A 24,845-nucleotide genomic window follows, 5' to 3' on the forward strand; every position below is an offset into this window, starting at 1 on the left:
CAGGGATCCCGCAGCCCGGGCCGGCCTCAGCGCAGGCGGGCCAGCAGATCGTCGACGGCGCCGAGGTCGGCCAGCACCTCGGCCGCCGGCCGGGACGTCTCGATCATTCCGGCGGCCTGACCGGCGTAGACCGCGGAGAAGCTGGCATCCCCTGCTTCCTTGGCCGAGCGCAATTGATCGCCCAGTGCAATCACTGCGGGCCCCCCTGCCAACAGATCCTCCTCCCGGCCGGCCCATCGCTTGGTCACCTCGTTGACCAACGACCGGCCGCCGAACTCCGGCGGCCAGCCCAACCCGAGTCCGATGTCGAAGATGCGTGACCAGATCGTGTCGGTGGTGCGGGCCTCCAACACGGCGTGCCGGGACTCGGCCGGGAAGTCGCCCTCGGGACACACGGTGAACGCGGTCCCGACCCAGGCGCCCTCCGCGCCGGCCGCGATCACGGCGGCGACCCCTCGCCGGCCCGAGATGCCGCCGGCGGCGAGCACCGGGGCATCCACCAGTTCCAGGATCTCCTGCAGCAACGGCAGTGTGGCGACCTCGTTACGTCCGTGCCCGCCGCCCTCGGCGCCCCGCGCGACGATCACGTCGACCCCGACAGCATCCGCCGCCAGCGCGTCATCGATCGATCCGGCCTGGGTCGCGACCACGATCCCCGCATCGTGCAGCGGGGCCACGTACTCGGTGACGTCGCCGAAGCTGACGGACACCAGGTCGGGTCGGGCGGCGAGCACCGCTTCGAGCAGGGCCGCATCGTCGTCGACGGCCCAGCCCGTCAACCCGACACCCCAGCTGCGACCCGGCATCTTCGCCAGCTGCATCTGCTCGTGGAGCCACGACACCGACGCCGTCGTGGGGACGCCGATCATCCCGAGACCGCCGGCTGCCGAGACGGCGGCCGCCAGCCGCCCGCCGGCCACCCCGGCCATCGGGGCACAGGCCACGGGCACGTCCAGTCGGAACTCGTCGGTGAACCAGGTGCGCATCCGTCGATTGTCGCCCCGGTAGGTTGACGTGCTGTGAACCACCCCGTGAACTCCGCCATCCACCCCCGACGCGTCGTGGGCATCGACATCGGCGGCACCAAGATCGCTGCCGGCGTCGTCGCTCCTGACGGATCGATCCTGGACCGTCGCCGGCGGGACACTCCCCGCACCGGGAGCGGTGCCGACGTGATGCACGCCGTGGTGGCTCTGCTGCAGGACATCATCTCCCAGCACACCGTGGAAGCCATCGGGTTGGGCGTGAAAGGGGTCGTCGACACCCAGCGTGGTGTGGTCCTGCAGGACGGTGACACCTTGCCGGGGTGGGGCGGTACCGAGGTCGCAGCGCCGGTGTCCGCCGCGTTCGACCTCCCGGTGTTCGTCGAGAACGACGTACGGGTGACGGCGCTCGCCGAGGCAGTGCTGGGGGCGGGGGCCGGTCACGACCGGCTGCTGGTGGCCTCCGCGGGAACCGGGGTCGGTGGTGGGTTGGTGGCGGATCGTCGGGTGCTCCACGGACCGCACGGGACCACCGGGGAGATAGCTCACCTCCTGGTACCGGGGCCCGGAGCGATCCCGTGTGGCTGTGGGCGATTCGATCATCTCGAGTCGATCAGCGCGGGCCCGGCGATCGCCGCCGAGTACGTCCGGCGCACCGGCGGGTCCGAGACCCTCACCCTGCACCAGGTCGCGGACGCGCTCGCGGCCGGCGATCTCGTCGCGGCCCGAACGATCAAGGACGCCGCAGAGGTGTTCGGCCGGGCGTTGGCGGGGTTGGCCACGGCGCTGGACGTCGACGCCGTCGTCATCGGTGGGGGCGTGGCGCAGCTGCACGAGGCGTTCTTCGTCCCGGCCGCTGCCGCCCTGCGCGAGTCGGTCCTGCAGCCGCTGCGTGAGCTGCCGGTGTTGCCCGCGGCGCTGGGCACGGATGCACCGGTCGTCGGCGCCGCAGCGTTGACCGGTCTCCTGGGCTGAACCGACCTGCGAGCCTGGTCGGCCCTTGGTGGTGGCGACCGCCGCCAGGTCGCTGTCCAGCCGACACGCCTGCCCGAACGGGTGATGTCGCCGCTCCCGTTTGCTCTAGTCCGAGTGGGTGGGTTCTGATGCACGCATGTTCGCACTCGTCCGACGGCCTCATCGTGCCCTGGCTGCCGTCCTGCTGACAGTCCTCGGGGGATTGCTCGCCCCGGCCGCCGTGCGGGCGGCGCCCGCCGGACCGGTCTCCGCGCAGCTCTCGGCGACGACAGCGGTCCGCATGGCCGCGGCTGCACCGCGGGTGCTCGGGGTCAACGCCACCCGGATCGGGACCGACGTGCGGATCTACGGCATCGACACTCGTGGCGCCGCCTACCAGCAGGTGTTGCGGGGTACGACGTGGACGGCACGGGCGGCACTCGGCGGCGGGACGATGCGCGCGGCGCCGACGGCGATCTACCGCTCGGCCGGCGGCCGGACGGATCTGTTCGCGGTGGCCGCCGACGGTCGCCTGCTGCAGAAGACCGGCGGGCCGACGCGCTGGGGTTCGTGGTACTCGGTATCGGTGCGCGGCTTCGCGGGCCCGCTGTCCTCGCTCATCACCCCCGCAGGCGATGTGCACCTGTTCGGGCCGGACACCGCCGGCCGTGTCGTACACGCGATCCACGACCATCGCACCGGCTGGCGTCAGAGCCTGCTGATCGGAGATGTGGTGCGCGGCAACGTGAGTGCGGTGTACCAGGCGGCCGGCAACCGGATCGACCTGTTCTCGGTCGATCGGCAGCAACGGATCTCGCAGCGCACGTCGATGAACGGTCGCTGGGCGGCCTGGCATCCGGTGAGCCCGACCGGGTTCGCCGGTGGGGTCGCGGTGATCCGGGCAGGAACGGACGGCTGGCGGGTGATCGCCAGGGGTGGGGGCGGGGTCAGTTACCAGACGGTCTTCAGCTCGCGGAAGTGGCGGACGCCGGAACGGTGGGGCGGCACCTCGGTCGGACACCCGGCCGCGACGGCGTCGGCCTCGGGTGGACGATTCCTCACCGTCGCATCCTCCGGTGTGGTGTCACAGCGCACCGTCGGATCGGCGTGCTGCACGTGGTCGGCCCTGCCGTATCCGGCACCACCGGAGCCGACCCCGCCGCCTGCTCCGAAACCGCCCACGACCCGGGTCGAGCTGGCCAAGGCCCTGCTGGCGCGGTGGGGCGGACGACTCACCGGACTGGGGCCGGTCCGGGACGACCTGGCGAGGACCGCGGCGGGCGGATCCATCCGGAACCCCTGCGGGCAGAACGTGTACCTGGACGCCGCCATGTTGCAGGTGGTCTACGCCGCGTCCGGCAGGTACCGGGTGTTCGTCAACAACATGGTGTCCGGCCGAGGCTGCGATTCCGGCTATCACCCCCGCGGGATGGCCGTTGACTTCAACACGGTGATCGACCCGGCCACCGGGCGGTCCACCAACTGGCACACCGGATCGACTTCGGACAACCAGGGCCTCGATCGCGAGTTCCTCACCTACGCCGCCGCCCAGGTGAAGACCGGAGGCGGTGCGGGACAGGCGAATTGCGCAGGCTCGGCAACAGCGCCACTGCCGCCGCAGATGTTCCGCTTCGCCGATGCCTGCACCCACCAGCACCTGGACAGCCGCCGCTGAGGCGTCCCGGCGGGACGGGGACTGTCGGCGACGGATCAGCGGGGCTGGTCGGTTCTTTCGATGTCGTGGTCCGGGCCGAGCAGTGGCCTGATGACGTCCAGAGCGCGCTGCGACACCACCAGATCACGCCCCGCGACAGTACTGAAGTCGTCACGTCCACGAGTGCCGACCACCTTGAACCACTGGAAGTGCGGGATGTCGGTGCTCTTGCCCTTCTCGATCATGAACTCACGGCCCTGCTCCGAGACGGTGACCTCCGCGGTGTCGGTGGCGAATCCGGTGAGCCCGTTCGCCGTCACCATCTCTACAAACCTGTCGGTCGCCACGTACACCGGATAGGTGCGCAGCAGTTCACCGCCCATCCACGTTTCGATCTCGTAGTGCAGACGTGTCACCGTCGGTGGTGTGGACGTGGTGTCGAGCTCGGCGTTGTCGCCGAAGCCGCCGGCGATCTCCGGGTACACCAGGTAGTCGGTCATCATGTCTCCGCTCGTCGTCGACCGTGCCGCTGTCCGACACCTGCTCCATCATCGGGCCATGCAGGGTGACGGGCACGACGCGGCTGCTCTCCGCTGATGGCGGTGCGGCGGCTCAGAAGGCGGCTTCGGGGACCTGCATGAGGCTGGTGTCTGCGGCCTCGACGATCGCCCGACGGGCGGTGATCTCCGGCAACACGTTGCGGGCGAACCAGGACGCGACCGCGACCTTGCCGGTGTAGAAGTCGGCGTCGGCACCTGACGCCCCGCTGTCGACAGCCGCCTGGGCGATCAGCGCGTGCTTGAGCAGCAGGTAGCCGATCATCAGGTCGCCGACGCTCATCAGCAGTGCCACCGCGTGTTCGCCGACCTTGTACAGCGAGTTCGCATCCTGCACGGAGGCCATGGTGAAACCGACGAGCGAACCGACGATTGCCTGGACGTCCTCGACGGCCGTCGCCAGCAACGAGATCTCGTTCTTGAGTCGGCCGTCCGTCGCCTGCGCCGTCGCCTGCCCGATGAACTCGGTGATCTCGGAGGAGAGCGCACCCAGCGCCACACCGTTGTCCTTGACGATCTTGCGGAAGAAGAAGTCCTGGGCCTGGATCGCGGTGGTGCCCTCGTAGAGGGTGTCGATCTTGGCGTCCCGGATGTACTGCTCGATCGGGTAGTCCTGGGTGTACCCGGATCCGCCGTAGACCTGCAGCGACAGTGCGAGGTTCTCGTAGGCGCGCTCCGATCCGACGCCCTTGACGATGGGCAGCAACAGATCGTTGACCTTTCGGTCCAGGTCGAGCGACGCCGATGTGTCGGGATCGGATGCGGCCAGGGCGATCCGGTCCTGTCGGTTGGCGGTGTAGCTGTACACCGCACGCAACCCTTCGGCATAGGCCTTCTGCCGCATCAGTATCCGCCGGACGTCCGGATGGTGGATGATCGGCACCCGCGGTGCGGTCTTGTCGGTGTTGCGGGTCAGATCCGCACCCTGGACCCGCTGCTGCGCGTACTCCAGGGCGTTCAGGTAGCCGGTCGACAGGGTGGCGATCGCTTTGGTGCCCACCATCATCCGGGCGTACTCGATGATGTGGAACATCTGGGCGATGCCGTGATGGACGTCGCCGACGAGAGTCCCGACCGCCGGTGTTCCGTGCTGTCCGAACGTCAGTTCGCAGGTGGTGGAGACCTTGAGGCCCATCTTGTGCTCGACGCCGGTGACGAAGGCCCCGTTGCGCTCGCCCAACTCGCCGGTCGCGAGATCGACATGGAACTTCGGCACCGCGAACAGACTCAGGCCCTTCGTGCCGGGACGGCTCTGCACCCCGTCACCCTCCGGGCGGGCCAGCACGAGGTGCACGATGTTGTCCGTCATGTCCTGCTCGGCAGAGGTGATGAATCGCTTCACGCCCTCCAGGTGCCAGCTCCCGTCGGCCTGTCGGATTGCCTTGGTGCGACCTGCGCCGACGTCCGAGCCGGCGTCGGGCTCGGTGAGCACCATCGTGGAGCCCCAGCCGCGGTCGATCATGAACCGGGCCAACATCTTCTGGTCCTCGGTGCCCAGCGTGTGCAGCACCGTGGCGAAGTTCGGGCCGGCGGCGTACATGAAGGCCGCCGGGTTGGCGCCCAGGATCAACTCGGCGCAGGCCCATCGCAGCGACGGTGGTGCGCCGTATCCCCCGAGTTCGGAGGGCAGCTCGATGCGCCACCACTCGCCGTCCATCAGGGCCTGGTAGCTCTTCTTGAACGACTCCGGGATCGCGACCGTGTGGGTCTGCGGGTCGAAGACCGGCGGGTTCCGGTCGGCGTCGGCGAAGGACGCAGCGATCGGACCCTGGACGAAGGTCGACAGCTCGCGGAGCACACCGCGGGCGGACTCGACGTCCATCTCGGCGAAGGGTCCGACACCGAATCGCTCCGCGGGGTCGACGGCCTCGAACAGGTTGAACTCGAGATCTCGCAGGTTCGGGCGGTAGTGGCTCATCCGGGGGTCCTCTCGGCGACGCGGGTGCTCGGGCCCTGCTGGAGGCGACCCGACTCAAGTTACTGACGAGTAGGCCCAGGTTATTACTGGTCGGTAACATGCGCAAGCACGCACCCGGGCTGATGTAATCCCTGCAAGGACTTGAGAGGGGATGCGTGCGACAACCGTTCGGCGCCCGTGTGCCCCACCACTGCTCGGGTCGAAGCCGCCCACACCCACATCGACCGCTGCTCGTCCGCTGGGCCGCGCTGGTGTCCGGGATCGTGCTGCTCGGCGCCTGCACGCAGGCGCCGGCCGGACCGACGGCGTCGCCGATCACCACACCGACCACCAGTACGACCAACGGAGTGAGCGCAGGCGTCACCGGGGGAACCGACATGCCGAGAAGTGCCGGCGTCGGACCCTCCGCGCCCACGACGACCGACGCCGGGGTCCCCACCCGGCCGACCGCCACCGGGGTGAGCACCCCGGCTCCGCCCGGTCGGCCGGCGATCCCGGCGGTGGTCGGTCTGCGCTGGCTCGGCCCCGACCCGGAGCCGGCGGGACCGCAGATCGAGGTGTCGCAGGACATCCGGCGCTGGCAGGGCCCGGTGTCCGGTGAGTACGCCGTCCGAACGGCTGATGGACGTCGCTGGTTCGGTGCCGACGGGAGTGCCGTCACGTGCCGGGGGGAGCGCACCTGTGTCGGCTTCGACGCAGCCGGCGTCGTCGCGGTGCTGGACGGTTCGTCGGTCCGCTCCGTCTACGACGCCGCAGGCATCCCGCTGGGGCTCTACACCCCCGACGGTCGGCGGCGGCCCGGGCAGGAGCAGCCGAGCATCGCCGTCGCACTCGCGGCCACCGGGTTGGACCTGGGTGCCCTCGTCGACGAAGCGGGCCGCCGGGTGCCCTTCGCCGGCGGGGTCACCGGCGATCCGCACCTCGTCACCGGCGGCGGACGCCGGGTCAGCGTGCAGTACGCGGGCGACTTCGAGGCGCGCAGCGGCGATCCGGAGCGCCGGATCCAGCTGCGCTGGGCCGACGTGCCCCATCAGTCCGATGTCACCATCACGACGTCGATCGCGATCGCCACCGGCGGGACCGTGGTTCAGATCGACGACGACGGGCGGACTCTCATCGGCGGGGAGCCGGTGTTGGGCAGGGCGCAGTTCCAGCAGATACGCATCACCGGCGGGCCGGTGGCGGGTGTGTGGCCGGTGGGGGACGATGGGTCGTCGTCGGTGGCCCTGGTCTGGTCGGACGGCGCGGCGCTGACCGTGCACACGGACCCGGCCCTGGGGCTGACGGCGATCCTGACCGCCCCGAGATCGTCGTCGGTGCGTGGCATCTTCGGGACCGGCGACCCGACGAATCCCGATCTCGTCGACCGGCAGGGGATCGCGCTGGACAGCGGGTCGGTGCTGGCCGACTGGTCGGTCCCGGCCGGCGACAGCCTGTTCGACATCCCCGGTCCGTCCGTCATCGGCTATCCGACCGACATTCCCGATGTCCCCGACCAGTCGGTTCCGTTCGCCACCCGGACCTGCCAGGCGCGAGGGATCTCCGCCGCCCCGGACCTGGCGGCGTGTGTCTTCGACGTGGGGCTCACCGGCGATGCGCGCTTCGCCGTCGGGCACGGTCGGCTCGTCTCGGCAGCGCAGGTCGACGTCCCTGCGGTGCTGTCGAACCGGTGGCCGGCGATGCGCGACGAGGCACCCGCCTCGGCCTCCCAGCTGCCGACGTTGGTCGACGTCCGGCCGGGCCTCGGTCAACAGCTGGTCTACAGCGTCGCGATGGCCGGGACGGGCGATCTGACGTTCCGTTTCGTCTCCGGATGTCCCGACCAGGACGGACTGCTGGCCGTCGATCGCCCTGCCATGCGGCTGTTCGATCCCACCGGACACGCTGTCTCGGCGCGGTTCCCCACCTGTGGGGTGTCGACGGTCGATCAGCTCGCGCCCGGTCGTTATCGCCTGGTGGTTGCCGGTGCACTGATCGGCGAACTCCGTAGCGTGCGGTTCGACGTCCACGAGGACTGAGTCGATGCGCTAACATCTGATCATGCGTTCAGATGAGCAGATGATGGGTGGGTGGGACGACCCCGCGGCCGCTCAGCGTGCCAGGGCTGCCGCGCTCCCGGAGGACGAGTTGGAGCTCGCGGTGACTTTGTTCCGGCTGCTCGGCGATCCGACCCGGGGTCGGTTGCTCTACGCCCTGCACGCCGCGGGGGAGTTGTGCGTCGGTGATCTCGCCGGCGTCGTCGGGGCTCAGGAATCCGCTGTCTCGCACGCGCTCCGGCTGCTCAGGACCGCCGGCGTCGTCGCGGCGCGCCGAGCCGGCAGGTCGATGTACTACCGGCTGGCCGACGAGCACGTCGCCGATCTGCTGGCACTCACCCATCAGCACATCGATCACGCAGTGGCCCAGGACGTCCGGAGCAGCGGGCGGGCGGCGGGATGAGCGGCCACCACGACCACGCTGCGCACGCCGGCAGCACCCACCGGTGGCGATTGCTGACAGCGTTCGTCCTCACCGCGGCCTTCTTCGTCGTCGAACTCGTCGGTGGACTGCTGTCCGGCTCGCTGGCACTGATCAGCGACGCGGGACACATGGGGGCCGATGTCATCGCCCTCGGAGCCGCCGTGCTGGCGACCTGGATCGCGGGCCGGCCCGACCGCACCGGTCGGCGGACGTTCGGCTCCTACCGGGCGGAGGTCTTCGCCTCCGGACTGGCGGTGCTGATCATGATCGGCGTCGGGGTGTTCATCGCGATCGAGGCGATCGACCGGTTGGTCCGGGGATCCGTTGCTGCGCCCACCCCCACGACGATGATGGTCGTCGGTGTGATCGGGCTGGTGGTGAACCTGGTGTCCCTCGGCCTGCTCCGGGGTGGCGCTGCGGAGAGCCTGAACGTCAAGGGGGCGTATCTGGAGGTGCTCTCCGATGCTGCGGGGTCGGTCGGGGTGTTGATCGCCGGTGTGCTCGTGGCGACCACCGGCGACGGCTGGTGGGACAGCCTGCTCGCCCTGCTGGTCGCCGCCTTCGTCGGTGTGCGCGCCGTCATCCTGGGGCGCGAAGTACTGGCCGTGCTCGGCCAACACGCTCCGGTGGGCATCGATCCGGCTGACGCCGATTCGGCGCTCGCCGAGGTCGCCGGCGTCCGAGAGGTGCACGACCTGCACCTGTGGACCCTGACCTCAGGGATGAACGTCGCCACCGCGCACCTGGTGATCGACCCCAGCTGCGATCCGAACGGGGTGCTGCAGGGGGCCAGAACGATGATGCGGCAGCGATTCTCCATCGAGCACGCCACCCTGCAGGTGGAGCCCGAGGACGCGGACTGCGGCGATCCGCACTGGTGACACCGGCGTCCCGGGCGATGCTGGGTCCGGAACGGGGTGGACGCACCACAGCCCGGCTCCTCCAGGAGGAGCCGGGCTGTGGTGGTGCCAGCTGATGATCGAACTGCAGGTGATCAGGCAGCCGGCGGGGAGAGAACGGTGTCGATCAGGTAGACGGTCGCGTTGGCCGTCTTGACGCCGCCACAGATGACGGTGGAGTCGCCCACCTTGAGGTTGTCACCGGAACCGGTGACCGTGACCTCGCCACCCTCGAGGGTCTTGTGGGTGCCGACGATCTGGTCCGGGGACAGCTGACCGGCGATGACGTGGTAGGTCAGGATCTTGGTCAGCAGCTTGTCGTCGGTCTTCAGCGTGTTGACGGTGGCCGCCGGGAGCTTCTTGAACGCATCATCGACCGGGGCGAAGACGGTGAACTCGCTGCTGTTGAGGGTGTCGACCAGGTCGACCTTCGGGTTGAGCTTCCCCGACACGGCAGCCACCAGAGTGGTGAGCAGCGGGTTCCCGGCAGCGGCTGCAGCGAGCTTGGCAGTCGCCATGCCGCCGACCGAGCCGGCGCCACTCGGGTTGGCCTCTGCGTAGGCAGCACAGCCGGCGCCGACGAGGTTCGCGGCCGGATCGTTCGAGCCGGAAGACATTCCGCCCGAGGACTCCATGGGGGAGGACATGCCACCCGAGGATTCCATGGGGGAGGACATGCCACCCGAGGATTCCATGGGGGAGGACATGCCGGTCTCGGAGGCCATGGCCGAGGTGGTGGCGGCGGCCGCCGGGGTGTTGCCGGCGGTGGTCGCGGTGTCCGAACCGCAGGCTGCGGTGACGAACATGGTGGCGCCGATCGCGGCCGCGATGACGATCTTCTTGATCTTCATGATGCTCCTCGTGGGGGTGTCGACGTCGTGTCGAGCTGGTGGGTGGAACTGCTGGTGCACAAAGGGTGTGCGCTGGTATGAGGTTCTCGATCCGTCGAGCGGGGATGGACCCCGCCGGCGGGGATCTCCCCTCCCGACACCAGCAGTTCGGCACACCGCGACGCGCGGATGGGTGAAGCAATGGGAAAAGTCTTGCGGGACGGAATATATGGTGCTGGGGATCGAGCGTTGGTCCGGTGACGCTGCGGTGGCGCCGCACGTGGCCAGGGCGGAAGCATTGTCCCGCAACAAGTTCAACGATTGAAACCTTCGGGCAACCCGGTTGACGGTGTGATGTCCATCATGAGCGACGGTGGCCGAATCGTGACCTGACAGTGCCCGATTGTGGGCAAGTCGGAGAGCCCGTTCGCCGCAGGGAGGGGACCGGACGGAAACGCCGGGTCCGATCTGGTGATCGGGCCCGGCGATGACCAGCGGCAGATCAGGTGACGGTGATCGTGCGCGAGTTCCAGCCGGAGGATCCGTCGGGGATCGGCTCGGCGCGCTGGTCGGTCTGCACCTTGCCGGCCGCGTCGGTCGCGCGGACGCGCAGCGTGCGAGGCCCGGAGCCCTTGGCCTTCCAGGTGTACTTCCACTGCACCCAGCTGTCCTTCGACAGCGGCTTCGACAGCGTCGCCTCGGCCCACGGGTCGTCGTCCACCTGGACCTCCACCTTGGCCACTCCGGTGTTCTGGGCCCAGGCCATCCCGCCGATGACGACGGACTCGCCAACAGCGAACGAGGCGAACCCGGCCGGGGTGTCGATCCTGGACGAGAGCTTGATCGGGCCGTGGTCGGACCACCCGCGCTGGGTCCAGTAGGCGGACACCTTCGAGAACGTGGTCAGCTCCATCGAGGCGATCCACTTGGTTGCCGAAACGAAGCCGTAGAGCCCCGGCACGACCATCCGGACCGGGAAACCGTGCTCGAACGGCAGCGGTTCTCCGTTCATGCCGACAGCGAAGAGCGCCTCGCGATCGTCCATCAGCGCTTCCAGCGGAGCAGACAGGGTGAAGCCGTTGACGTCGGTACAGAGCACGCAGTCTGCGCCCTGCTGGACGCCTGCTTCCTGCAACACGGTCCGGATCGGGGTACCCAGCCACACCGCGTTGCCGACTAGCGTGCCGCCGACCTCGTTGGACACGCAGGTCAGCGTGATCGGCGCCTCGACCATCGGCCGGGCAGAGATGTCGGAGTAGGTCAGGGTCATCGGGTTGTCGACCAGGCCCTTGATCTGCATGGACCAGGTGCCAGGGTTGATGATCGGCGGCTGGAAGGAGGCGTCGATCCGATAGAAGTCCTTGTTCGGTGTGACCAGTGCGGTGATGCCCGGAACGTCGAGAGAGCTGCCGGCCGGCACGACATACGGCTTCGCGGCCTTCGGCAGCACGATCTCGCTGCGGCTCTGGATGGCCGCGGCGCCGGTGGGGACGACCTTGGACAACCCGCCTGCCACCACGGCGCCCGCTGCAGTGAGCCCCGCCGAGCGGAAGAACTGACGACGGTCCGGCACGCCGGGCTTCGCCGGCGCACCGGTGGCCGTCCAGCGGGCGGGGAAGAACTTGTTGAAGACGATCAGTGCGAGCGCGATCCCGATGGCCAGCGGCAGCAGGTCGAAGATGGTCGCGTTCGCGCGGGTGATGACGGCGATGCCGACGATGACGGCGAGCACCACGACGGCGGCGAGGGCGATCTTCGTCCAGCGCGCGGCGATGAAACCGATCACCAGAGCGGCGATCCCGATGGTGGCGTACATGCCGACCTCGAGCGCCACCTTGTCGTTGGTGCCGAACGTCACGATCGCGAAATGCTTGAGCCACTCCGGCGTGAGCACGATGAAGGTGTTGGCCAGCGAGGTGATCGGGGCGGCTGCGGGATTGAACAGACCGGCCCAGACTCCCAGGGCGGCAACGAGTTCGGTGGCGGCGAAGGCGACAACCACGACGATCAACCCGGCAACCGGGGCCCACCACCGGGAGACGGTGTTCTCCGGGTTGCGTGCGGGTGCCGGTTGGGTGGGCGGTGTCGCGAGGTCGGTGGTCACAACAGTTGTTCGCGCCCGCGACGTGCGCAGATGGGTCCGCGGACCGGCGCTGAGTGCCTGTGTGTGCAACCTGCGGGCTATAGTTGTCCGAACCGAGCTCGGGTCCCTGCGGATGCACGTGGGCAACCGGGCCCGTGTGTGCGGGCGTAGTTCAGTGGCAGAACTTCAGCTTCCCAAGCTGATAGCGCGGGTTCGATTCCCGTCGCCCGCTCTGCAAGTGGCTAGGAGCCGGGCCTCGTCCGAGGCCCGGCCCGTTGCATTTCCAGCCCGGCCCAGCGGCGGCCGAGGGCCCGCGGGGTGGCCGTCCGCCGGCCGCCCAGTGCGTAGGCTCCCCCCATGCTGCTGTCCGACAGGGATCTTCTGGCCTCGATCGACGCCGGGCGACTCGTTCTCGATCCGTTCGATCCGACTCTCATCCAGCCGTCGAGCATCGACGTCCGGCTGGATCGGTACTTCCGGGTGTTCAACAACTCGCGGTACACGCACATCGACCCGTCGACCCAACAGGATGAACTGACGAGCCTGGTGGAGACGCAGGACGATGAGCCGTTCGTCCTGCATCCCGGTGAGTTCGTCCTCGGATCGACCTTCGAAGCGGTGACGCTGCCCGACGACCTCGCGGGCCGGCTCGAGGGCAAGTCCTCACTCGGTCGTCTCGGGCTGCTGACGCACTCCACCGCCGGGTTCATCGATCCCGGTTTCTCCGGACACATCACCCTCGAGCTGTCGAACGTCGCCAACCTGCCGATCACGCTTTGGTCGGGGATGAAGATCGGCCAGCTCTGCCTGTTCCGGCTCACCTCGCCCGCTCAGCATCCCTACGGCAGCGCTGTCTACGGGTCGCGCTACCAGGGCCAGCGGGGGCCGACCCCGTCCCGCGCGCACCTCAACTTCCGTCGGGACTCCACCGCCCGCTGAACTGGGCCGTCGGTGGTCAGGGCCGGCGCATTCCAGTCTGTCGTTCGACGCCCGATTCGGGTGTTTCGGCGACACTTCGGAATGCGGCTGGCGGGGGTTGGGTCAGTGGTCCGGGCCGGCGCATTCCGGTCTGTCGTTCGGCGCCCGATTCGGGTGTTTCGGCGACACTCGGGAATGCGGCTGGGTGGGCGGAGTCGGTGGTCGGGGCAGGCGAATTCCAGTCTGTCGTTCGGTGTCTGGTTCTGGCGTTTCGGTGCCATTCTGGAATGCGCCGGACAGGCCTTGAGCTCAGGCAGAGGGGGGCTTTGCTGCCGAGCTGGCCCGGACGTGCAGGGTGGTGGGTAGCACGACGTGCCGCGCCGGCCCGGTGAAGCCGCCGATCCTGCTGAGCAGCAGCTTCGCGGTCTCCGTCCCGACCTCGTACGTCGGCTGCCCGATGGTGGTGAGCGGCGGACGCAGCAGGCTCGCCCACGAGATGTCGTCGAACCCCACGACGGCAATGTCGTCCGGGACTCGCAGGCCGGCCTCGCTGATGCTGTCGAGGGCGCCGAGCGTCATCAGGTTGTTGGCAACGAACACCGCATCGGGCGGCTGCGGCAGGGCCAGCAGCTCCTGCATCGCACGCCGGCCGGAGGCCTCCCGGAAATCGCCGTACCGGATCAGCTCCGGATCGACGTGCAGCCCGTGCGAGGTCAGGCCGGTGCGATAGCCGGACAGCCGTTCCTGTCCCGTCGAGACCTCGACCGGGCCGCTGACGCAGGCGATCCGGCGGTATCCCTGCTGCCACAGATGCTCGACCGCCTGGGCGGCTCCGCCCGAGTTGTCGATGAGTACCTCGTCGACCTGCTCGTCGATCAGGCGACGGTCGACCGTCACCACCGGGATACCGACCTTGCTGAGCGCGGAGATGTCGGTGCCGTAGGGGAAGCCGGGGGCAAGGATGACGCCGGCCATGTTCTCGTCGACCGCCAGTGCCAGGTAGTCGGCCTCCTTGGTCTTGCTCAGGTCTGCGTTGCAGAGCACCAGGGAGTAGTTGTTGGCGAAGGCTATGTCCTCGATGCCGCGCAGCATGTCCAGGAAGAACGGGTTGCGGATGTCGGTGATGATCACCGCCCACACCGTGCTGCGGCGGGTGCGCAGTGATCGGGCCACCCTGCTGGGGCGGTAGTCGAGGTCTTCGATGGCCGAGCGCACCCGCGTCACCAGCTGGGGATCGACCTCGGCGTTGTGGTTGAGGACCCGCGAGACCGTCGCCGTGGAGACACCGGCCAGCCGTGCCACGTCGGCAATGGTCGCCACCGCATCCTCCTTGCGCGGCGCACCGGACGGCCGCACGTCGCTTCGTCGTGACGGCACGTTACCGTTCGAGCTCAGGGCCGTCCGTTCTCGCCGCAGGTTACTTGCCAGTAACATCGGCCTCCGATGCCGTCGGCGCACCGAGGAGGAAAACGATGACGATCCTGCACTGGATTCTCGGGACGCTGTCCGTCCTCCTGATCGTGGTGGGCTTCGGAGCGCTGATCAGGGCGGGCCTGGCCATCTACCGCACGGTCCGGCTGGGCGCGCCCGATCCGACCCGCGCGGCCCCTGGCCCGGCGCGCCTGAAGGCGATGGCCATCGAGGTCCTCGGCCACACCAAGATGCTGAAGTGGGGCATCGTCGGGGTCGCACACTGGTTCGTGATGGTCGGGTTCGGCGCGCTCGTGCTGACCCTGGTCGAGGCCGTGGGCGATACGATGAACCCGGGGTACGAGTTGCCCATCATCGGCCACTGGGCGGTGTGGGGCCTGTTCGTCGAGCTGATCGCGTTGACCACCGTACTGGGGATCGGCACCCTGATCGTCATCCGTCAGCGCTCTCATCCACGGAACACCATGCGCCGCAGCCGGTTCGCCGGTTCCAACTTCGCGCAGGCCTACTTCGTCGAGTCGGTGATCGCGATCATCGGCGTCTGCATCTTCTTGATCAGGGCCTTCAAGGCTGCCAACGGCGATCTGCCGTATCCGACGTGGGCGGCGCCCATCTCGATCGGTCTGGGAGCGTTGCTGCCCGCATCGCTGGTGGCGGTGTCCGTGGTGGCCTTCGTCAAGGTCGCGGTGTCGATGGGCTGGGCCGTCGTGATCGCGAAGAACCTGACGATGGGCGTGGCCTGGCACCGGTTCACGGCGTTCTTCAACATCTATTTCAAGCGTGAACCGGTGGCCAACAAGCCCGCGCTGGGTGCGCTCCGGCCGATGATGTCCGGCGGCGTGCCGCTCGACTTCGAGGAAGCAGACCCCGAGAAGGACACCTTCGGAGCCGGCAAGGTCGAGGACTTCAGCTGGAAGGGCTGGTTGGACTTCACCACCTGCACCGAGTGCGGCCGCTGTCAGTCCCAGTGTCCTGCCTGGAACACGGCAAAGCCGTTGTCCCCCAAGCTGGTCATGCTCCAGTTGCGGGATCATGCCTTCGCCAAGGCGCCGTACCTGGCCGCTGGTGGCGGCAAGGACGCGTCGGGTGCGGAGAAGGCGACGCCGGAGCAGTTGGCCGGCGTGCCGGCGTCGGCACTGGCCGAGGCGGAGCGTCCGCTGATCGGCGGCGCCGACCTGGGCGGGATCATCGACCCCGAGGTGCTGTGGGACTGCACCACCTGCGGCGCCTGTGTGGAGCAGTGCCCGGTGGACATCGAGCACGTCGACCACATCGTCGACATGCGCCGCTACCAGGTGATGATCGAATCCGAGTTCCCGAGCGAGCTCGGTGGGTTGTTCCGCAACCTGGAGAACAAGGGAAACCCGTGGGGGCAGAACAACTCCGATCGGATGGCCTGGGCGAAGGACCTCGACTTCGAGGTCCCCGTCGTCGGTCCGGCCGGTGACGGCGAGCTGCCGGACGACCTCGAGTACCTGTTCTGGGTGGGCTGCGCCGGCGCGTTCGACGATCGTGCCCGCAAGACCACCAGGGCCGTGGCCGAGTTGCTGCACCTGGCGGGGGTGAAGTTCGGGGTGCTCGGCGAGGGGGAGACCTGTACCGGTGACCCGGCCCGCCGCGCCGGCAACGAGTTCCTGTTCCAGATGTTGGCCCAGCAGAACGTGGAGACCCTCGACGAGACCTTCGGTCGCCGCGCCGACCGCAAGATGATCGTCAGCTGTGCGCACTGCTTCAACACCTTCGCCAACGAGTACCCGCAGGTGGGCGGCGACTACCAGGTGCTGCACCACACCCAGCTCCTCAACAAGCTGGTGCGGGACAAGAAGTTGGTGCCCGTGGCTCCGGCGGATCGCGGCAGCACTGTCGGCGGAACACCGGTGACCTACCACGACCCCTGCTACCTGGGGCGCCACAACAAGGTCTACGCCCCGCCCCGCGAGCTGATCGAGGCGTCCGGGATGCAGCTGGCCGAGATGCCGCGCAACTCCTCCCGCGCGTTGTGCTGCGGCGCCGGCGGCGCCCGGATGTGGATGGAGGAGAAGATCGGCAAGCGGATCAACCTCGAGCGCATCGACGAGGCCATCTCCACCGGCGCCCAGCAGATCGGTACCGGCTGCCCGTTCTGCCGCGTCATGCTCACCGACGGGCTCACGGCCAGACAGAACGAGGGAGTGGCGGAGGACGTCGAGGTCGTCGACGTCGCCCAGATGCTGCTCGCCTCGGTGAAGGGCCGCTGACGCACGAAGCGAGGCGGGAGGGGTCGGGTGAACATCCCGCAGCGTTGACACTTGCGGCATCCCCGGACCCGATGGTGTGCGGGACCGGCTGCGTCGACGCGTTCGGGGTGACAAGCTGACCGGATGAGTTCGCCTGCGGACGATCACGGGCAGCCGACCGCGCCGCCGGGTCCGGACGCGGGTCGGTTCCCGGTCCCGGCTGAGCCGCAGGATCGGCGAAACGCCCGGGTGGATCGCTGGGCCGGCCCGGCCACCGACGTGGTTGCCGGCCGCTATGCACTGTGCGATCCGCTCGAGAGCGGCGGCTCCGGAACCGTCTGGCGCGCCTACGACCTGCAGCGGCGGCAGTACTGCGCGGCGAAGCTGCTGCGCCGCCGCGAGGCCGGACAACTGCTGCGGTTCGTGCGCGAGCAGGAGGTCAGGCTCACCGGACGGCACCTGGCCAGTCCCTATGCCTGGGCCGCGGAGGAAAGCGACGTCCTGATCGCCACCGAGCTCATCGACGGTGGTTCGCTGCACCGTCTGACCGCCGAGTACGGGGCGTTGGCCGAAGCCACCGTCGCCGCCGTCCTGGACCAGGTGCTCGACGGACTCGATGCGGTGCACCGCGCCGGCCTCGTCCATCGCGACGTGAAGCCCGGGAACCTGTTGCTGCGGGCCACCCGCGGCGGTCCGCTGCACGTGCTGCTCATCGACTTCGGGCTGGCAATCGGCGCCGCAGATGCCAGGCTGACCGAACTCGGCATGGTGATCGGCACCCCTGGCTATCTGCCACCGGAGTTGGCGCGGGCCGATGCCGGGCCTGCTCCGGCCCAGGACCTGTTCGCAGCGGGCCGCGTGGCCGCTGCACTGTTGACCGCGCACGAGCCGAAACTCGGTGTGCCGCTGGAGGTTCCAATCACCGATCCGGTCCTGCGGGCGGTCGTGGCAGCGCTCGTGGACTTCGACCCGCAGCGCCGTCCCGCCGATGCTGCGACGGCCCGCCGGATGCTCGCCGGTGCCCGGATGGACCCGCACCCGCTCACCGCCGGCGGACAGCGGATCGACCTCGTCCCGCGGGTACCTCCGCTGCCGGCGGGATGGGACCCGGTGCACGGTCCGACCGCCGCAGCACACCCGGTCGACCCGCGGGCGGCAGCGCCCAGCAACCAACCGTCCACCCGGCTCGAACCGTCAGGGCCGCCCCACTCTGCCGGCCCGTCAGCGGGATCCGGGGTGGGTCCGACCCCGCAGTCGCCGGGTGTGCTGCGCGCCGGGCGGCCGTCCCGCTGGCCGGCGCTGGTGGGTGCGGTGGGCGGCGCGATGGCGATCGGTGGCCTGGTTCTTGCCCTGCTGCTGCACCAGGGGCCGACGACGTCGGACGGGCCGCTGGGCACCACCGTCCCCGCCAGCCCTCCCGCCGGACTGCCGGGGACCGTCGCCGTCGGCCCGCGACCCGGCCAGGAGTGCGACTGGTCGGACGAGGGGCGGACGAGTTCCGGACCCGAGGGAGCTGTCAGCTGCCGGGTGCGGGACGGCGGCTACCGCTGGATCGCCGCCGGCTGATCAACATTGCTGCTGCCACCCCGAGCGTCAGGACCCCGAGCCCGCCCAGGGCCCAGGTCCAGGCTGGTGTCCCGGTCGCTCCGGAGGATTTCCCGGCGGCGATCGGGACCGCGGACGTCGCAGCGGAGGAGCCTGCTGTCGGTGTGGCGGGCGGGTCGTAGCCGGCCGCCCCGCCGGTGCCGGTGGCGTCGATGGCCTGCACCGTCAGGGTGTACGGCACGGTCGCGTCCGGTCCGTCCTGCGCGGGCGCCATGCTGAGCAAGACGAAATAGGTGCCCGGCAACGCATAGCGGACGATCTCCGGGTCGTCCGAGGTGCGGTTGGCAGCGGCGACCGGCACGTCCGTCGACCCGGACAGGAACGAGTCCTCGTCCCGTTGGACGAACGGCCCACCCTCCCCGCCGGTCACGGTGTGGACCGGGGTGGCCAGCGGATTGCGGATCTGGACGGCCACCGAAGCGGCCCGGTCGACCGGCGTGCCCTGTCCGATCGGCGTCACCCGATAGGCGAGGCGTTGCCCGAAACCGAGTCGGACCGCGAAGAACCTGGTCTCGCCGCCCACGATGGTGTCGGCGACGGTCGTACCCGACGCGAGCAGCGGAGCAGTGGCGAAGTTGGTCCCACCGGAGATCGCCGACGGGGTGGTCGCGGTCGGCGGCGGCAATTCCGTCGAGGTGCTCAGCGCCCTCCCGGTCGCGTGCAGCGGAGGCTCGCTGCGGATCGTCAGCTGCACCGGGGTGGCCGTCCCGAAGCGGTACTCGCCGAGTCGCTCGACCCGCAGGTACAGCGGCTCGGTCACTGCGCACGACTCCGACCAACCGTCCGCACCGGGGACGATGCCGCCGACCTGCGCGGTGACCATCGGCCGCGGCTCGCGCTCCCCGCCGCTCTCGGTCGCCTCGACGAGTGGCAGGCAGGGGTCGTCGTCGTTGTTGACCAGGCTCAGCCGGAGACCGAGTTGGCGGTACTCGTCCGAGCGCAGATCGCCGATCGCGGTGGCCGAGGCCCAGGGCGTCATTCCCTCGCCCTGCGGCAGCGCGTAGTAACGCACGGTGCCGTTCTTCTGGGCGCCGTCTGCGTAGTAGCTGCCCCGGGTGAATCCCGGATCGAGGTAGTCACCGGGCACCAGCACCGGTGCGTCCTGCGCGGTCACCGTGCCGACAACCGGAGTTCCCGAGGGACGCAAACCCTCGGCTTCGCGTCGGTACCCGGCGGCCAGCACGGCTTCGAGGCGTTCCCGCGCGACCGACACCGAGGCACTCGAGGACGAGGCCTGCGCCGTGTCGACGGTGCTGGTGGAGGTGGGATCGGGATAGCGCAACGGGAGGTAGGTGCCGCCGGTGGCGGACGTGATGCAGCCGAACAGGGTGTCGGCGGCGGCATCCGGCTGGATCCCGATGACGCTGACGGTGAGTGCCGGGTTCGCGGCGATGGCATCCCGCGCGCTCGCGCACGGATCGGGATCGGTGCACAGGTCGAATCCGTCGCTGACCAGCAGGATCGAGGCGGGCGCATCGGTGGGCAGGGCGGCAGCCGCCTGGCCGATGGCCCGGCCGATCGGTGAGTACCCCGACGGGATCACCTCCTCGGCTGCTGCTTCCAGAGCATCCTGGTCGAACTGCGCGGGCGGGGCGAGCTCCGTGACGTCCCGGCAGCCGCGTTCCCGTTCGCTGACGTTCGGCCCGGTGCCGGTCCCGTAGGCCAGCAGGCCGACTGTCGCGTCGTCCGGCAGATCCGACAGGATGCCGGACAGCTGACGCCTGGCCTGATCGATCCGCTCACCCTCCGCGTCCTCCAGCTTCATCGAGCCGGATGCGTCCAGGATCACCATCAGTGGGGCGCGGCCGGTGAAGGCGCCTGGGAGGGCGCTGGGTGCGCCCGGTGCGGTTGTGGGTGTGGGTGTTTGTGTGCCCGTGTCCGCCAGGACCGGGCCTGCGGGGATCGGCCCCGCGACGACCAGCGCGGCGGCGGTCAGCGCGGTGCCGAGGGCACCCAGCAGGCGGCGAGTACCGACAACGGCCTCGGGCCGGCGACGGGATGCGGGAACGCGGGACACCGGACCACTATGGCGGCTGGGTCGGCGGCACGGGACCGATTCGGGCGGATCCACCGGTCCGCCGGGAGCAGGGGACGTAGCGTGGCGCCATGGGCACACCTGATCCCGCTCCGGACGCGACTCCTGCTCCGGACGCGACTCCCGGTCCGGACGCGACTCCCGCTCCGGACGCGACTCCGGCTGCCGACGCACCGGCTCCCGCCACACCGGCTCCCGCCACACCCGCTCCTGACGTAGCTGGCTCGGACCCATCCGATCCGGACGCATCCGGCGAGGACGAGGTGATCGACGCGGAGTTGGTCCCGACACCCGACACCACCTTCACGCCACAGGTGACGACGCCGGCTTTCGACTACACCGATGCCGGTGTTCCCACCCTCGACTACCTGCGCGACCGGATCGAGAAGCGACTCGGGACCGCTGAGGGCAGCGCTGAGCTCGCCGGTGCGCAGGACGCGCAGGAGCGTCAGCGCAAGGCCGACGAGGAGCGCGCCGAGAAGGCGGCCGCCAAGCTCGCGGAGATCCGCCGCCAGGTCACCGAGGGCCGCTGAGCGATTCCGTGCCATGGATGGGGGCGCCGCTCCGTTCCCCGGCGCGAGTGGTGGTGCGCCGGGTCTCACCGACGGTGATCGCTCGACCCTCTCCGCTGATCGTGCAAGCGAGGAACGAGTGCGTCGAGATCCTGTTGTGCTGCAGCCGGTTTCGGCCGTAGCGGGGTCTCGTCTCCTTCGTCACTCGACCACCGTGGTGTTCGCTCGACCGCGGCTGTGATCGTTCGATCACCGTGGTGTTCGCTCGAGCATCGACCCGGTCAGACCCGCTGGTTGGCCGGGCTGAAGTGGGAACCGTCGCCGTCCTCACGACCGGCACCGATGACGTGGGTGACGGCATTGATCAGGGCCAGGTGGGTGAAGGCCTGGGGGAAGTTGCCGAGGTGCCGGCCGGTGTGCGGCTCGATCTCCTCGCCGTACAGGCCGAGCGGAGAGGCGTGCGTCAGCAGCCGACCGCACAACCGCTCCGCGAGCTCGACCTCGCCGATCTCGACCAGCGCCGAGACCAACCAGAACGAGCAGATGGTGAACGCGCCCTCCTCGCCGTCGAGGCCGTCGTCGGTCTGCTGCGTGCGGTATCGCAGCACCATGCCGTCCTCGGTCAGCTCGTCGGCGATCGCCAGCACGGTGTTGCGGATGCGCTCGTCGTCGGCAGGCAGGAAGCGCACCAGCGGCATCAACAGTACGGAGGCGTCCAGCGCGTCGGAGCCGTAGCGCTGCACGAAGACCCCGCGGGAGTCCATGCCGTTGGCCAGCACGTCCGCGTGGATCTCGTCCGCGATGCCCTGCCACTTCTCGGCGATCCTCGAGTCCCCGCGGGCGGTGGCAAGCCGGACGCCGCGGTCCAGCGCGACCCAGCACATCACCTTTGACGAGACGAAGTGCTGCAATTCGCCGCGCACCTCCCACATCCCGGCATCCGGCTCCTGCCAGTTCGCCGCCGCCGACTCGACCTGCGCCACGATGATCGGCCACAGCTCTTCCGGGGTCCGGCGACGGGAGCGGCTGTGCAGGTAGATCGAGTCGAGCAGCGCGCCCCAGACATCGTGCTGGGCCTGGCCGTAGGCTCCGTTGCCGATCCGGACCGGTTGTGCCCCCTCGTATCCCTCCAGATGGTCCAGGATCTTCTCGGTCAGCCGTTTCTCGCCGCCGATGCCGTACATGATCTGCAGGGAGTCGGGACTGTCGCGTGTCACGTCGTGGATGAAGTAGAAGAAGTCATCCGCCTCGCGGTCGAACCCCAGTGTGTACAGACCCCACAGGGCGAAGGTGGAGTCCCTGATCCAGGAGTATCGGTAGTCCCAGTTCCGTTGTCCACCAGGGGTTTCCGGTAGCGACGTGGTGGCCGCGGCGATCAGGGCACCGGTCGGTGCGTAGGTCAACCCCTTGAGCGCCAATGCCGACGTCTCCAAGTATTGGCGCCACGGATGGTCCGGGAAGGTGCCCTGGGTCAGCCACTCGCGCCAGAACTCGACAGTGTGCTCCACCCGACCCTCGGCCTCCGCGATCGAGCGCGGGGTTTCCTGCTCCGAGAAGGAGAACGCCACGAAGTGCTTCTCGCCGGCCGTCATCCTGGTCCTGGCAATGGCGGAGCGCCCTTCGACCCCGAACCGCAGGGAGGAGTTGATCCGCAGGGTCGGCTCCTGCGGGTGCGGTCCCATCTCACCCGACGGCCGCTGGGCCGTCGCCCGCAGGTCGTGGTAGCCGCCGTCGCGATAGGTCCACTCGGGCGGGATGGTGCCGTAGCCGAAAACGGGCTCGCAGTCCGCGGAGACGTCGACCGAGCCGTAGGTGCACTCCACGACGCGTACCAGGCAGTGCAGCGCGTCGTTGTCGGTGGGGGCGCGTCGGTGGCTGCCCGACCGCTGGTCCACGTCGTGCCAGGGCGCGACGACCAGCGCATCGCGGACCACCAACCAGCCGGTCGGTGTCTGCCAGGTCGTCTCCAGCACGAGGGTGCCGGGGATGTAGCGCCGCGCGTTGGGCACGGTGACGCCGACCGGACCGATCCCGAAGGAGCCGGCGCCGCGGTCCAGCATCGCGGTGAAGATGCTGGGGGAGTCCGGCCGGGGGATGCACATCCACTCGACGGAGCCGTCGGGCGCGATCAGACAGTTCACCTCACAGTCGGACAGGAATGCGTAGTCCGAGATCTGCGGGAAGGTCATCGCGGCGGAGGCAGCGTTCTCGGGCATCCGCCGATTGTGCACCGCGAGGATCGGTGACGCGTCACCGGCGCCGGGGAACAGCAGGAGTCAGCTGGTGACCTGGGCCGCCGTGTCGCTGATGGTCTCGCCGGCGTGCCGCACGGCCCGCCGGGCGCGCCAACCGACAGACGGCTTGCCGGCAGTGTCCACCGCAGCCAGCAGCAGACCGCCGGTCATCGACGCGTTCTTCAACAGGTGCAGGGTGTGCGCCTTCTTCGCCGCGGGGTCCTCGGTCTCCCACGGGCGGTGTCCGGCCAGCGTCGTCGGCACCAGGCTGGCGATCAGGGCCAGCGCGGCCACCCGCGGGAACTTGCCGAGGGCGAGCATCGTGCCGGCGATCACCTTGACCGCACCGTCCAGCTGGACGAGCTGCTGGGTGCTCGATACCACCGGTAGCTTCGCCGGGAGGTCGCCGATGAGCTTCTCCGCCGCGGGCGTCTTGGACGCCGGATTGCGGAAGGCATCGAAGCCGCCGAAAACCAGCGTGGAAGCGAGCAGGGGGCGAGCGATCGCGCGTACCAGGGCCATGGCTCCACGATATCCCTTCGACCCGCAGTCCAACCGTGCGCAGTCGGGACGTTCCGCCGAGGGATGAAGGGGACGGGGGAGCTGGAGGACGTCGGTCCGGATCGCCTAGCGTCTCAGGGATGACCGATCGGCGATTGATGCTCGTGCATGCCCACCCGGACGACGAGACCTCCAGCACGGCCGCGACGATGGCCGATGCGATGGCCACCGGGGGCCAGGTCACGCTGGTGACCTGCACCCTGGGTGAGCGCGGCTCGGTGGTGCTGCCCGAGTTGCTGCACCTGCACCACGAGCAGGACGACGGATTGGGCCCCCACCGGCTCGGTGAGCTGGCGGCCGCGATGGGCGCCCTCGGGGTGACCGACTTCGTCCGGCTGGGTGGCGACGGCCGATGGAGCGATTCCGGCATGGTCGACACCGACGAGGGTCTGGCCACGGTCGGCGACGACGTCCCCGAGAACGCCTTCTGGAACGCCGATCTGCTCGAGGCCGCCACCGAGCTGGTCGCGCTCATCCGCGACCGCCGCCCGCAGGTACTGATCACCTACGACGAGAAGGGCGGTTACGGCCATCCCGACCACGTCCAGGCGCACCGGGTCGCGATGTACGCGACCGCACTGGCCGGCGCGCTGACATTCCGGCCGGATCTCGGTGCTGCCTGGACGATCCAGCGAGTGCTGTGGACGGCGATCCCCGCCAGCGCGATGCGGATGATGATCGCGGGCGCTCGCGCGGCCGGCGAGGAGTTCTTCGCGGGCTTCGACCTGGAATCGGACGCGATCCCGCCGATGTGCGTGGCGGACGAGTACATCGCGGTCAAGGTGGACGGCAGTGCGTACCGCAGGCAGCGGTTCGCGGCACTGCGCGCCCACCGCACCCAGATCCCTGCCGACAGCTTCTTCTTCTGGGGGGAGCACGAGGAGAGCGGGGTGGCAGTCTTCGCGGCCGAATCGTTCACCCTCGCAGCCGGATCCGCCCCGCCGCCGGGCGCCACCGACGTCTTCGCTGGTCTGCTTCCCGAGGGCTGAGGGCAG

20 protein-coding genes and 1 tRNA gene are annotated in these 24,845 nt (G+C 69.5%); 12 read left to right on the forward strand and 9 right to left on the reverse strand.

What is annotated here, in order from left to right; genetic code table 11:
• Window positions 1–26 precede the first annotated feature (26 nt).
• Window positions 27–1,049, reverse strand: a complete 1,023-nt coding sequence (locus ABLG96_RS02665) for a nitronate monooxygenase (protein WP_353649885.1) — start codon at window positions 1,047–1,049, stop codon at window positions 27–29.
• Here ABLG96_RS02665 and ABLG96_RS02670 point away from each other — a divergent pair.
• Together ABLG96_RS02670 and ABLG96_RS02675 are read left to right on the forward strand one after the other, a co-directional pair.
• The gene (locus ABLG96_RS02670) at window positions 1,020–1,958 is read left to right on the forward strand and encodes an ROK family protein (RefSeq protein WP_353649886.1); all 939 of its coding nucleotides are present in this window, start codon (window positions 1,020–1,022) and stop codon (window positions 1,956–1,958) included. The genes ABLG96_RS02665 and ABLG96_RS02670 overlap by 30 nt on opposite strands.
• Before the next feature lie 136 nt (window positions 1,959–2,094).
• Window positions 2,095–3,612, forward strand: a complete 1,518-nt coding sequence (locus ABLG96_RS02675) for a hypothetical protein (RefSeq protein WP_353649887.1) — start codon at window positions 2,095–2,097, stop codon at window positions 3,610–3,612.
• A 35-nt stretch (window positions 3,613–3,647) separates the two neighbouring features.
• Here ABLG96_RS02675 and ABLG96_RS02680 read toward each other — a convergent pair whose 3' ends face one another.
• Window positions 3,648–4,091, reverse strand: coding sequence for a hypothetical protein (locus ABLG96_RS02680; RefSeq protein ID WP_353649888.1), 444 nt, complete (start codon window positions 4,089–4,091; stop codon window positions 3,648–3,650).
• A gap of 112 nt (window positions 4,092–4,203) precedes the next feature.
• On the reverse strand, window positions 4,204–6,066 hold the full coding sequence (locus ABLG96_RS02685) for an acyl-CoA dehydrogenase (RefSeq protein ID WP_353649889.1): 1,863 nt from the start codon (window positions 6,064–6,066) through the stop codon (window positions 4,204–4,206).
• A 251-nt stretch (window positions 6,067–6,317) separates the two neighbouring features.
• Here ABLG96_RS02685 and ABLG96_RS02690 point away from each other — a divergent pair, with 251 nt between their 5' ends.
• From ABLG96_RS02690 to ABLG96_RS02700, 3 genes are read left to right on the forward strand one after another with little or no spacing between them, the layout of a single operon-like run.
• Entirely contained in the window at window positions 6,318–8,084 is a 1,767-nt protein-coding gene (locus ABLG96_RS02690; RefSeq protein ID WP_353649890.1) for a hypothetical protein, read from the forward strand.
• Between the two features lie 22 nt (window positions 8,085–8,106).
• Window positions 8,107–8,505: a metalloregulator ArsR/SmtB family transcription factor gene (locus ABLG96_RS02695; protein ID WP_353649891.1), complete on the forward strand. Its 399-nt coding sequence runs from the start codon at window positions 8,107–8,109 to the stop codon at window positions 8,503–8,505.
• Complete coding sequence (locus ABLG96_RS02700; RefSeq protein ID WP_353649892.1) at window positions 8,502–9,407, forward strand: cation diffusion facilitator family transporter; 906 nt, start codon at window positions 8,502–8,504, stop codon at window positions 9,405–9,407. The genes ABLG96_RS02695 and ABLG96_RS02700 overlap by 4 nt, the downstream gene beginning before the upstream one ends.
• A gap of 113 nt (window positions 9,408–9,520) precedes the next feature.
• Here ABLG96_RS02700 and ABLG96_RS02705 read toward each other — a convergent pair whose 3' ends face one another.
• Complete coding sequence (locus ABLG96_RS02705) at window positions 9,521–10,231, reverse strand: fasciclin domain-containing protein (RefSeq protein WP_353651356.1); 711 nt, start codon at window positions 10,229–10,231, stop codon at window positions 9,521–9,523.
• Between the two features lie 217 nt (window positions 10,232–10,448).
• Between ABLG96_RS02705 and ABLG96_RS02710 the strand changes: the two genes are divergently transcribed.
• The gene (locus ABLG96_RS02710; RefSeq protein ID WP_353649893.1) at window positions 10,449–10,580 is read left to right on the forward strand and encodes a hypothetical protein; all 132 of its coding nucleotides are present in this window, start codon (window positions 10,449–10,451) and stop codon (window positions 10,578–10,580) included.
• Between the two features lie 177 nt (window positions 10,581–10,757).
• Here ABLG96_RS02710 and ABLG96_RS02715 read toward each other — a convergent pair whose 3' ends face one another.
• The gene (locus ABLG96_RS02715; protein ID WP_353649894.1) at window positions 10,758–12,359 is read right to left on the reverse strand and encodes a molybdopterin-dependent oxidoreductase; all 1,602 of its coding nucleotides are present in this window, start codon (window positions 12,357–12,359) and stop codon (window positions 10,758–10,760) included.
• A 140-nt stretch (window positions 12,360–12,499) separates the two neighbouring features.
• Here ABLG96_RS02715 and ABLG96_RS02720 point away from each other — a divergent pair.
• A tRNA-Gly gene (locus ABLG96_RS02720) sits at window positions 12,500–12,570 on the forward strand.
• A 125-nt stretch (window positions 12,571–12,695) separates the two neighbouring features.
• The gene (dcd, locus tag ABLG96_RS02725; RefSeq protein ID WP_353649895.1) at window positions 12,696–13,277 is read left to right on the forward strand and encodes a dCTP deaminase; all 582 of its coding nucleotides are present in this window, start codon (window positions 12,696–12,698) and stop codon (window positions 13,275–13,277) included.
• Between the two features lie 288 nt (window positions 13,278–13,565).
• Here the strand turns inward: dcd and ABLG96_RS02730 are convergent, their stop codons facing one another.
• Window positions 13,566–14,576, reverse strand: coding sequence for a LacI family DNA-binding transcriptional regulator (locus ABLG96_RS02730; protein ID WP_353649896.1), 1,011 nt, complete (start codon window positions 14,574–14,576; stop codon window positions 13,566–13,568).
• A 152-nt stretch (window positions 14,577–14,728) separates the two neighbouring features.
• Between ABLG96_RS02730 and ABLG96_RS02735 the strand changes: the two genes are divergently transcribed.
• Together ABLG96_RS02735 and ABLG96_RS02740 are read left to right on the forward strand one after the other, a co-directional pair.
• Complete coding sequence (locus ABLG96_RS02735; protein ID WP_353649897.1) at window positions 14,729–16,924, forward strand: (Fe-S)-binding protein; 2,196 nt, start codon at window positions 14,729–14,731, stop codon at window positions 16,922–16,924.
• Window positions 16,925–17,047: 123 nt separating this feature from the next.
• Window positions 17,048–18,469: a protein kinase gene (locus ABLG96_RS02740; protein ID WP_353649898.1), complete on the forward strand. Its 1,422-nt coding sequence runs from the start codon at window positions 17,048–17,050 to the stop codon at window positions 18,467–18,469.
• On the opposite strand, the gene ABLG96_RS02745 is transcribed toward ABLG96_RS02740, so the two are convergent.
• Window positions 18,420–20,525 carry a VWA domain-containing protein gene (locus ABLG96_RS02745; RefSeq protein ID WP_353649899.1) on the reverse strand — a complete coding sequence of 702 codons (2,106 nt, stop codon included), beginning with the start codon at window positions 20,523–20,525 and terminating at the stop codon, window positions 18,420–18,422. The two genes, ABLG96_RS02740 and ABLG96_RS02745, sit on opposite strands and share 50 nt — an antisense overlap.
• An 89-nt stretch (window positions 20,526–20,614) precedes the next feature.
• On the opposite strand from ABLG96_RS02745, the gene ABLG96_RS02750 reads away from it, so the two are divergent.
• Window positions 20,615–21,076 carry a hypothetical protein gene (locus ABLG96_RS02750; RefSeq protein WP_353649900.1) on the forward strand — a complete coding sequence of 154 codons (462 nt, stop codon included), beginning with the start codon at window positions 20,615–20,617 and terminating at the stop codon, window positions 21,074–21,076.
• Between the two features lie 260 nt (window positions 21,077–21,336).
• On the opposite strand, the gene ABLG96_RS02755 is transcribed toward ABLG96_RS02750, so the two are convergent.
• The gene (locus ABLG96_RS02755; protein ID WP_353649901.1) at window positions 21,337–23,271 is read right to left on the reverse strand and encodes a glycoside hydrolase family 15 protein; all 1,935 of its coding nucleotides are present in this window, start codon (window positions 23,269–23,271) and stop codon (window positions 21,337–21,339) included.
• 60 nt (window positions 23,272–23,331) lie between these two features.
• Window positions 23,332–23,811, reverse strand: coding sequence for a DoxX family protein (locus ABLG96_RS02760; protein ID WP_353649902.1), 480 nt, complete (start codon window positions 23,809–23,811; stop codon window positions 23,332–23,334).
• A gap of 119 nt (window positions 23,812–23,930) precedes the next feature.
• On the opposite strand from ABLG96_RS02760, the gene mshB reads away from it, so the two are divergent.
• Window positions 23,931–24,839, forward strand: coding sequence for an N-acetyl-1-D-myo-inositol-2-amino-2-deoxy-alpha-D-glucopyranoside deacetylase (mshB, locus tag ABLG96_RS02765; RefSeq protein WP_353649903.1), 909 nt, complete (start codon window positions 23,931–23,933; stop codon window positions 24,837–24,839).
• Window positions 24,840–24,845 lie beyond the last annotated feature (6 nt).

It is taken from the genome of Nakamurella sp. A5-74 (assembly GCF_040438885.1).
Taxonomy (GTDB): domain Bacteria; phylum Actinomycetota; class Actinomycetes; order Mycobacteriales; family Nakamurellaceae; genus Nakamurella.

Bases quoted from the DNA above. Each gene is read 5' to 3' on its own strand.
- ABLG96_RS02675 (WP_353649887.1), top strand. From the start codon at position 2,095: ATGTTCGCACTCGTCCGACGGCCTCATCGTGCCCTGGCTGCCGTCCTG.
- ABLG96_RS02680 (WP_353649888.1), bottom strand. From the start codon at position 4,091: ATGACCGACTACCTGGTGTACCCGGAGATCGCCGGCGGCTTCGGCGAC.
- ABLG96_RS02685 (WP_353649889.1), bottom strand. From the start codon at position 6,066: ATGAGCCACTACCGCCCGAACCTGCGAGATCTCGAGTTCAACCTGTTC.
- ABLG96_RS02695 (WP_353649891.1), top strand. From the start codon at position 8,107: ATGCGTTCAGATGAGCAGATGATGGGTGGGTGGGACGACCCCGCGGCC.
- ABLG96_RS02700 (WP_353649892.1), top strand. From the start codon at position 8,502: ATGAGCGGCCACCACGACCACGCTGCGCACGCCGGCAGCACCCACCGG.
- ABLG96_RS02705 (WP_353651356.1), bottom strand. From the start codon at position 10,231: ATGTTCGTCACCGCAGCCTGCGGTTCGGACACCGCGACCACCGCCGGC.
- dcd (WP_353649895.1), top strand. From the start codon at position 12,696: ATGCTGCTGTCCGACAGGGATCTTCTGGCCTCGATCGACGCCGGGCGA.
- ABLG96_RS02735 (WP_353649897.1), top strand. From the start codon at position 14,729: ATGACGATCCTGCACTGGATTCTCGGGACGCTGTCCGTCCTCCTGATC.
- ABLG96_RS02740 (WP_353649898.1), top strand. From the start codon at position 17,048: ATGAGTTCGCCTGCGGACGATCACGGGCAGCCGACCGCGCCGCCGGGT.
- ABLG96_RS02750 (WP_353649900.1), top strand. From the start codon at position 20,615: ATGGGCACACCTGATCCCGCTCCGGACGCGACTCCTGCTCCGGACGCG.
- ABLG96_RS02755 (WP_353649901.1), bottom strand. From the start codon at position 23,271: ATGCCCGAGAACGCTGCCTCCGCCGCGATGACCTTCCCGCAGATCTCG.
- ABLG96_RS02760 (WP_353649902.1), bottom strand. From the start codon at position 23,811: ATGGCCCTGGTACGCGCGATCGCTCGCCCCCTGCTCGCTTCCACGCTG.
- mshB (WP_353649903.1), top strand. From the start codon at position 23,931: ATGACCGATCGGCGATTGATGCTCGTGCATGCCCACCCGGACGACGAG.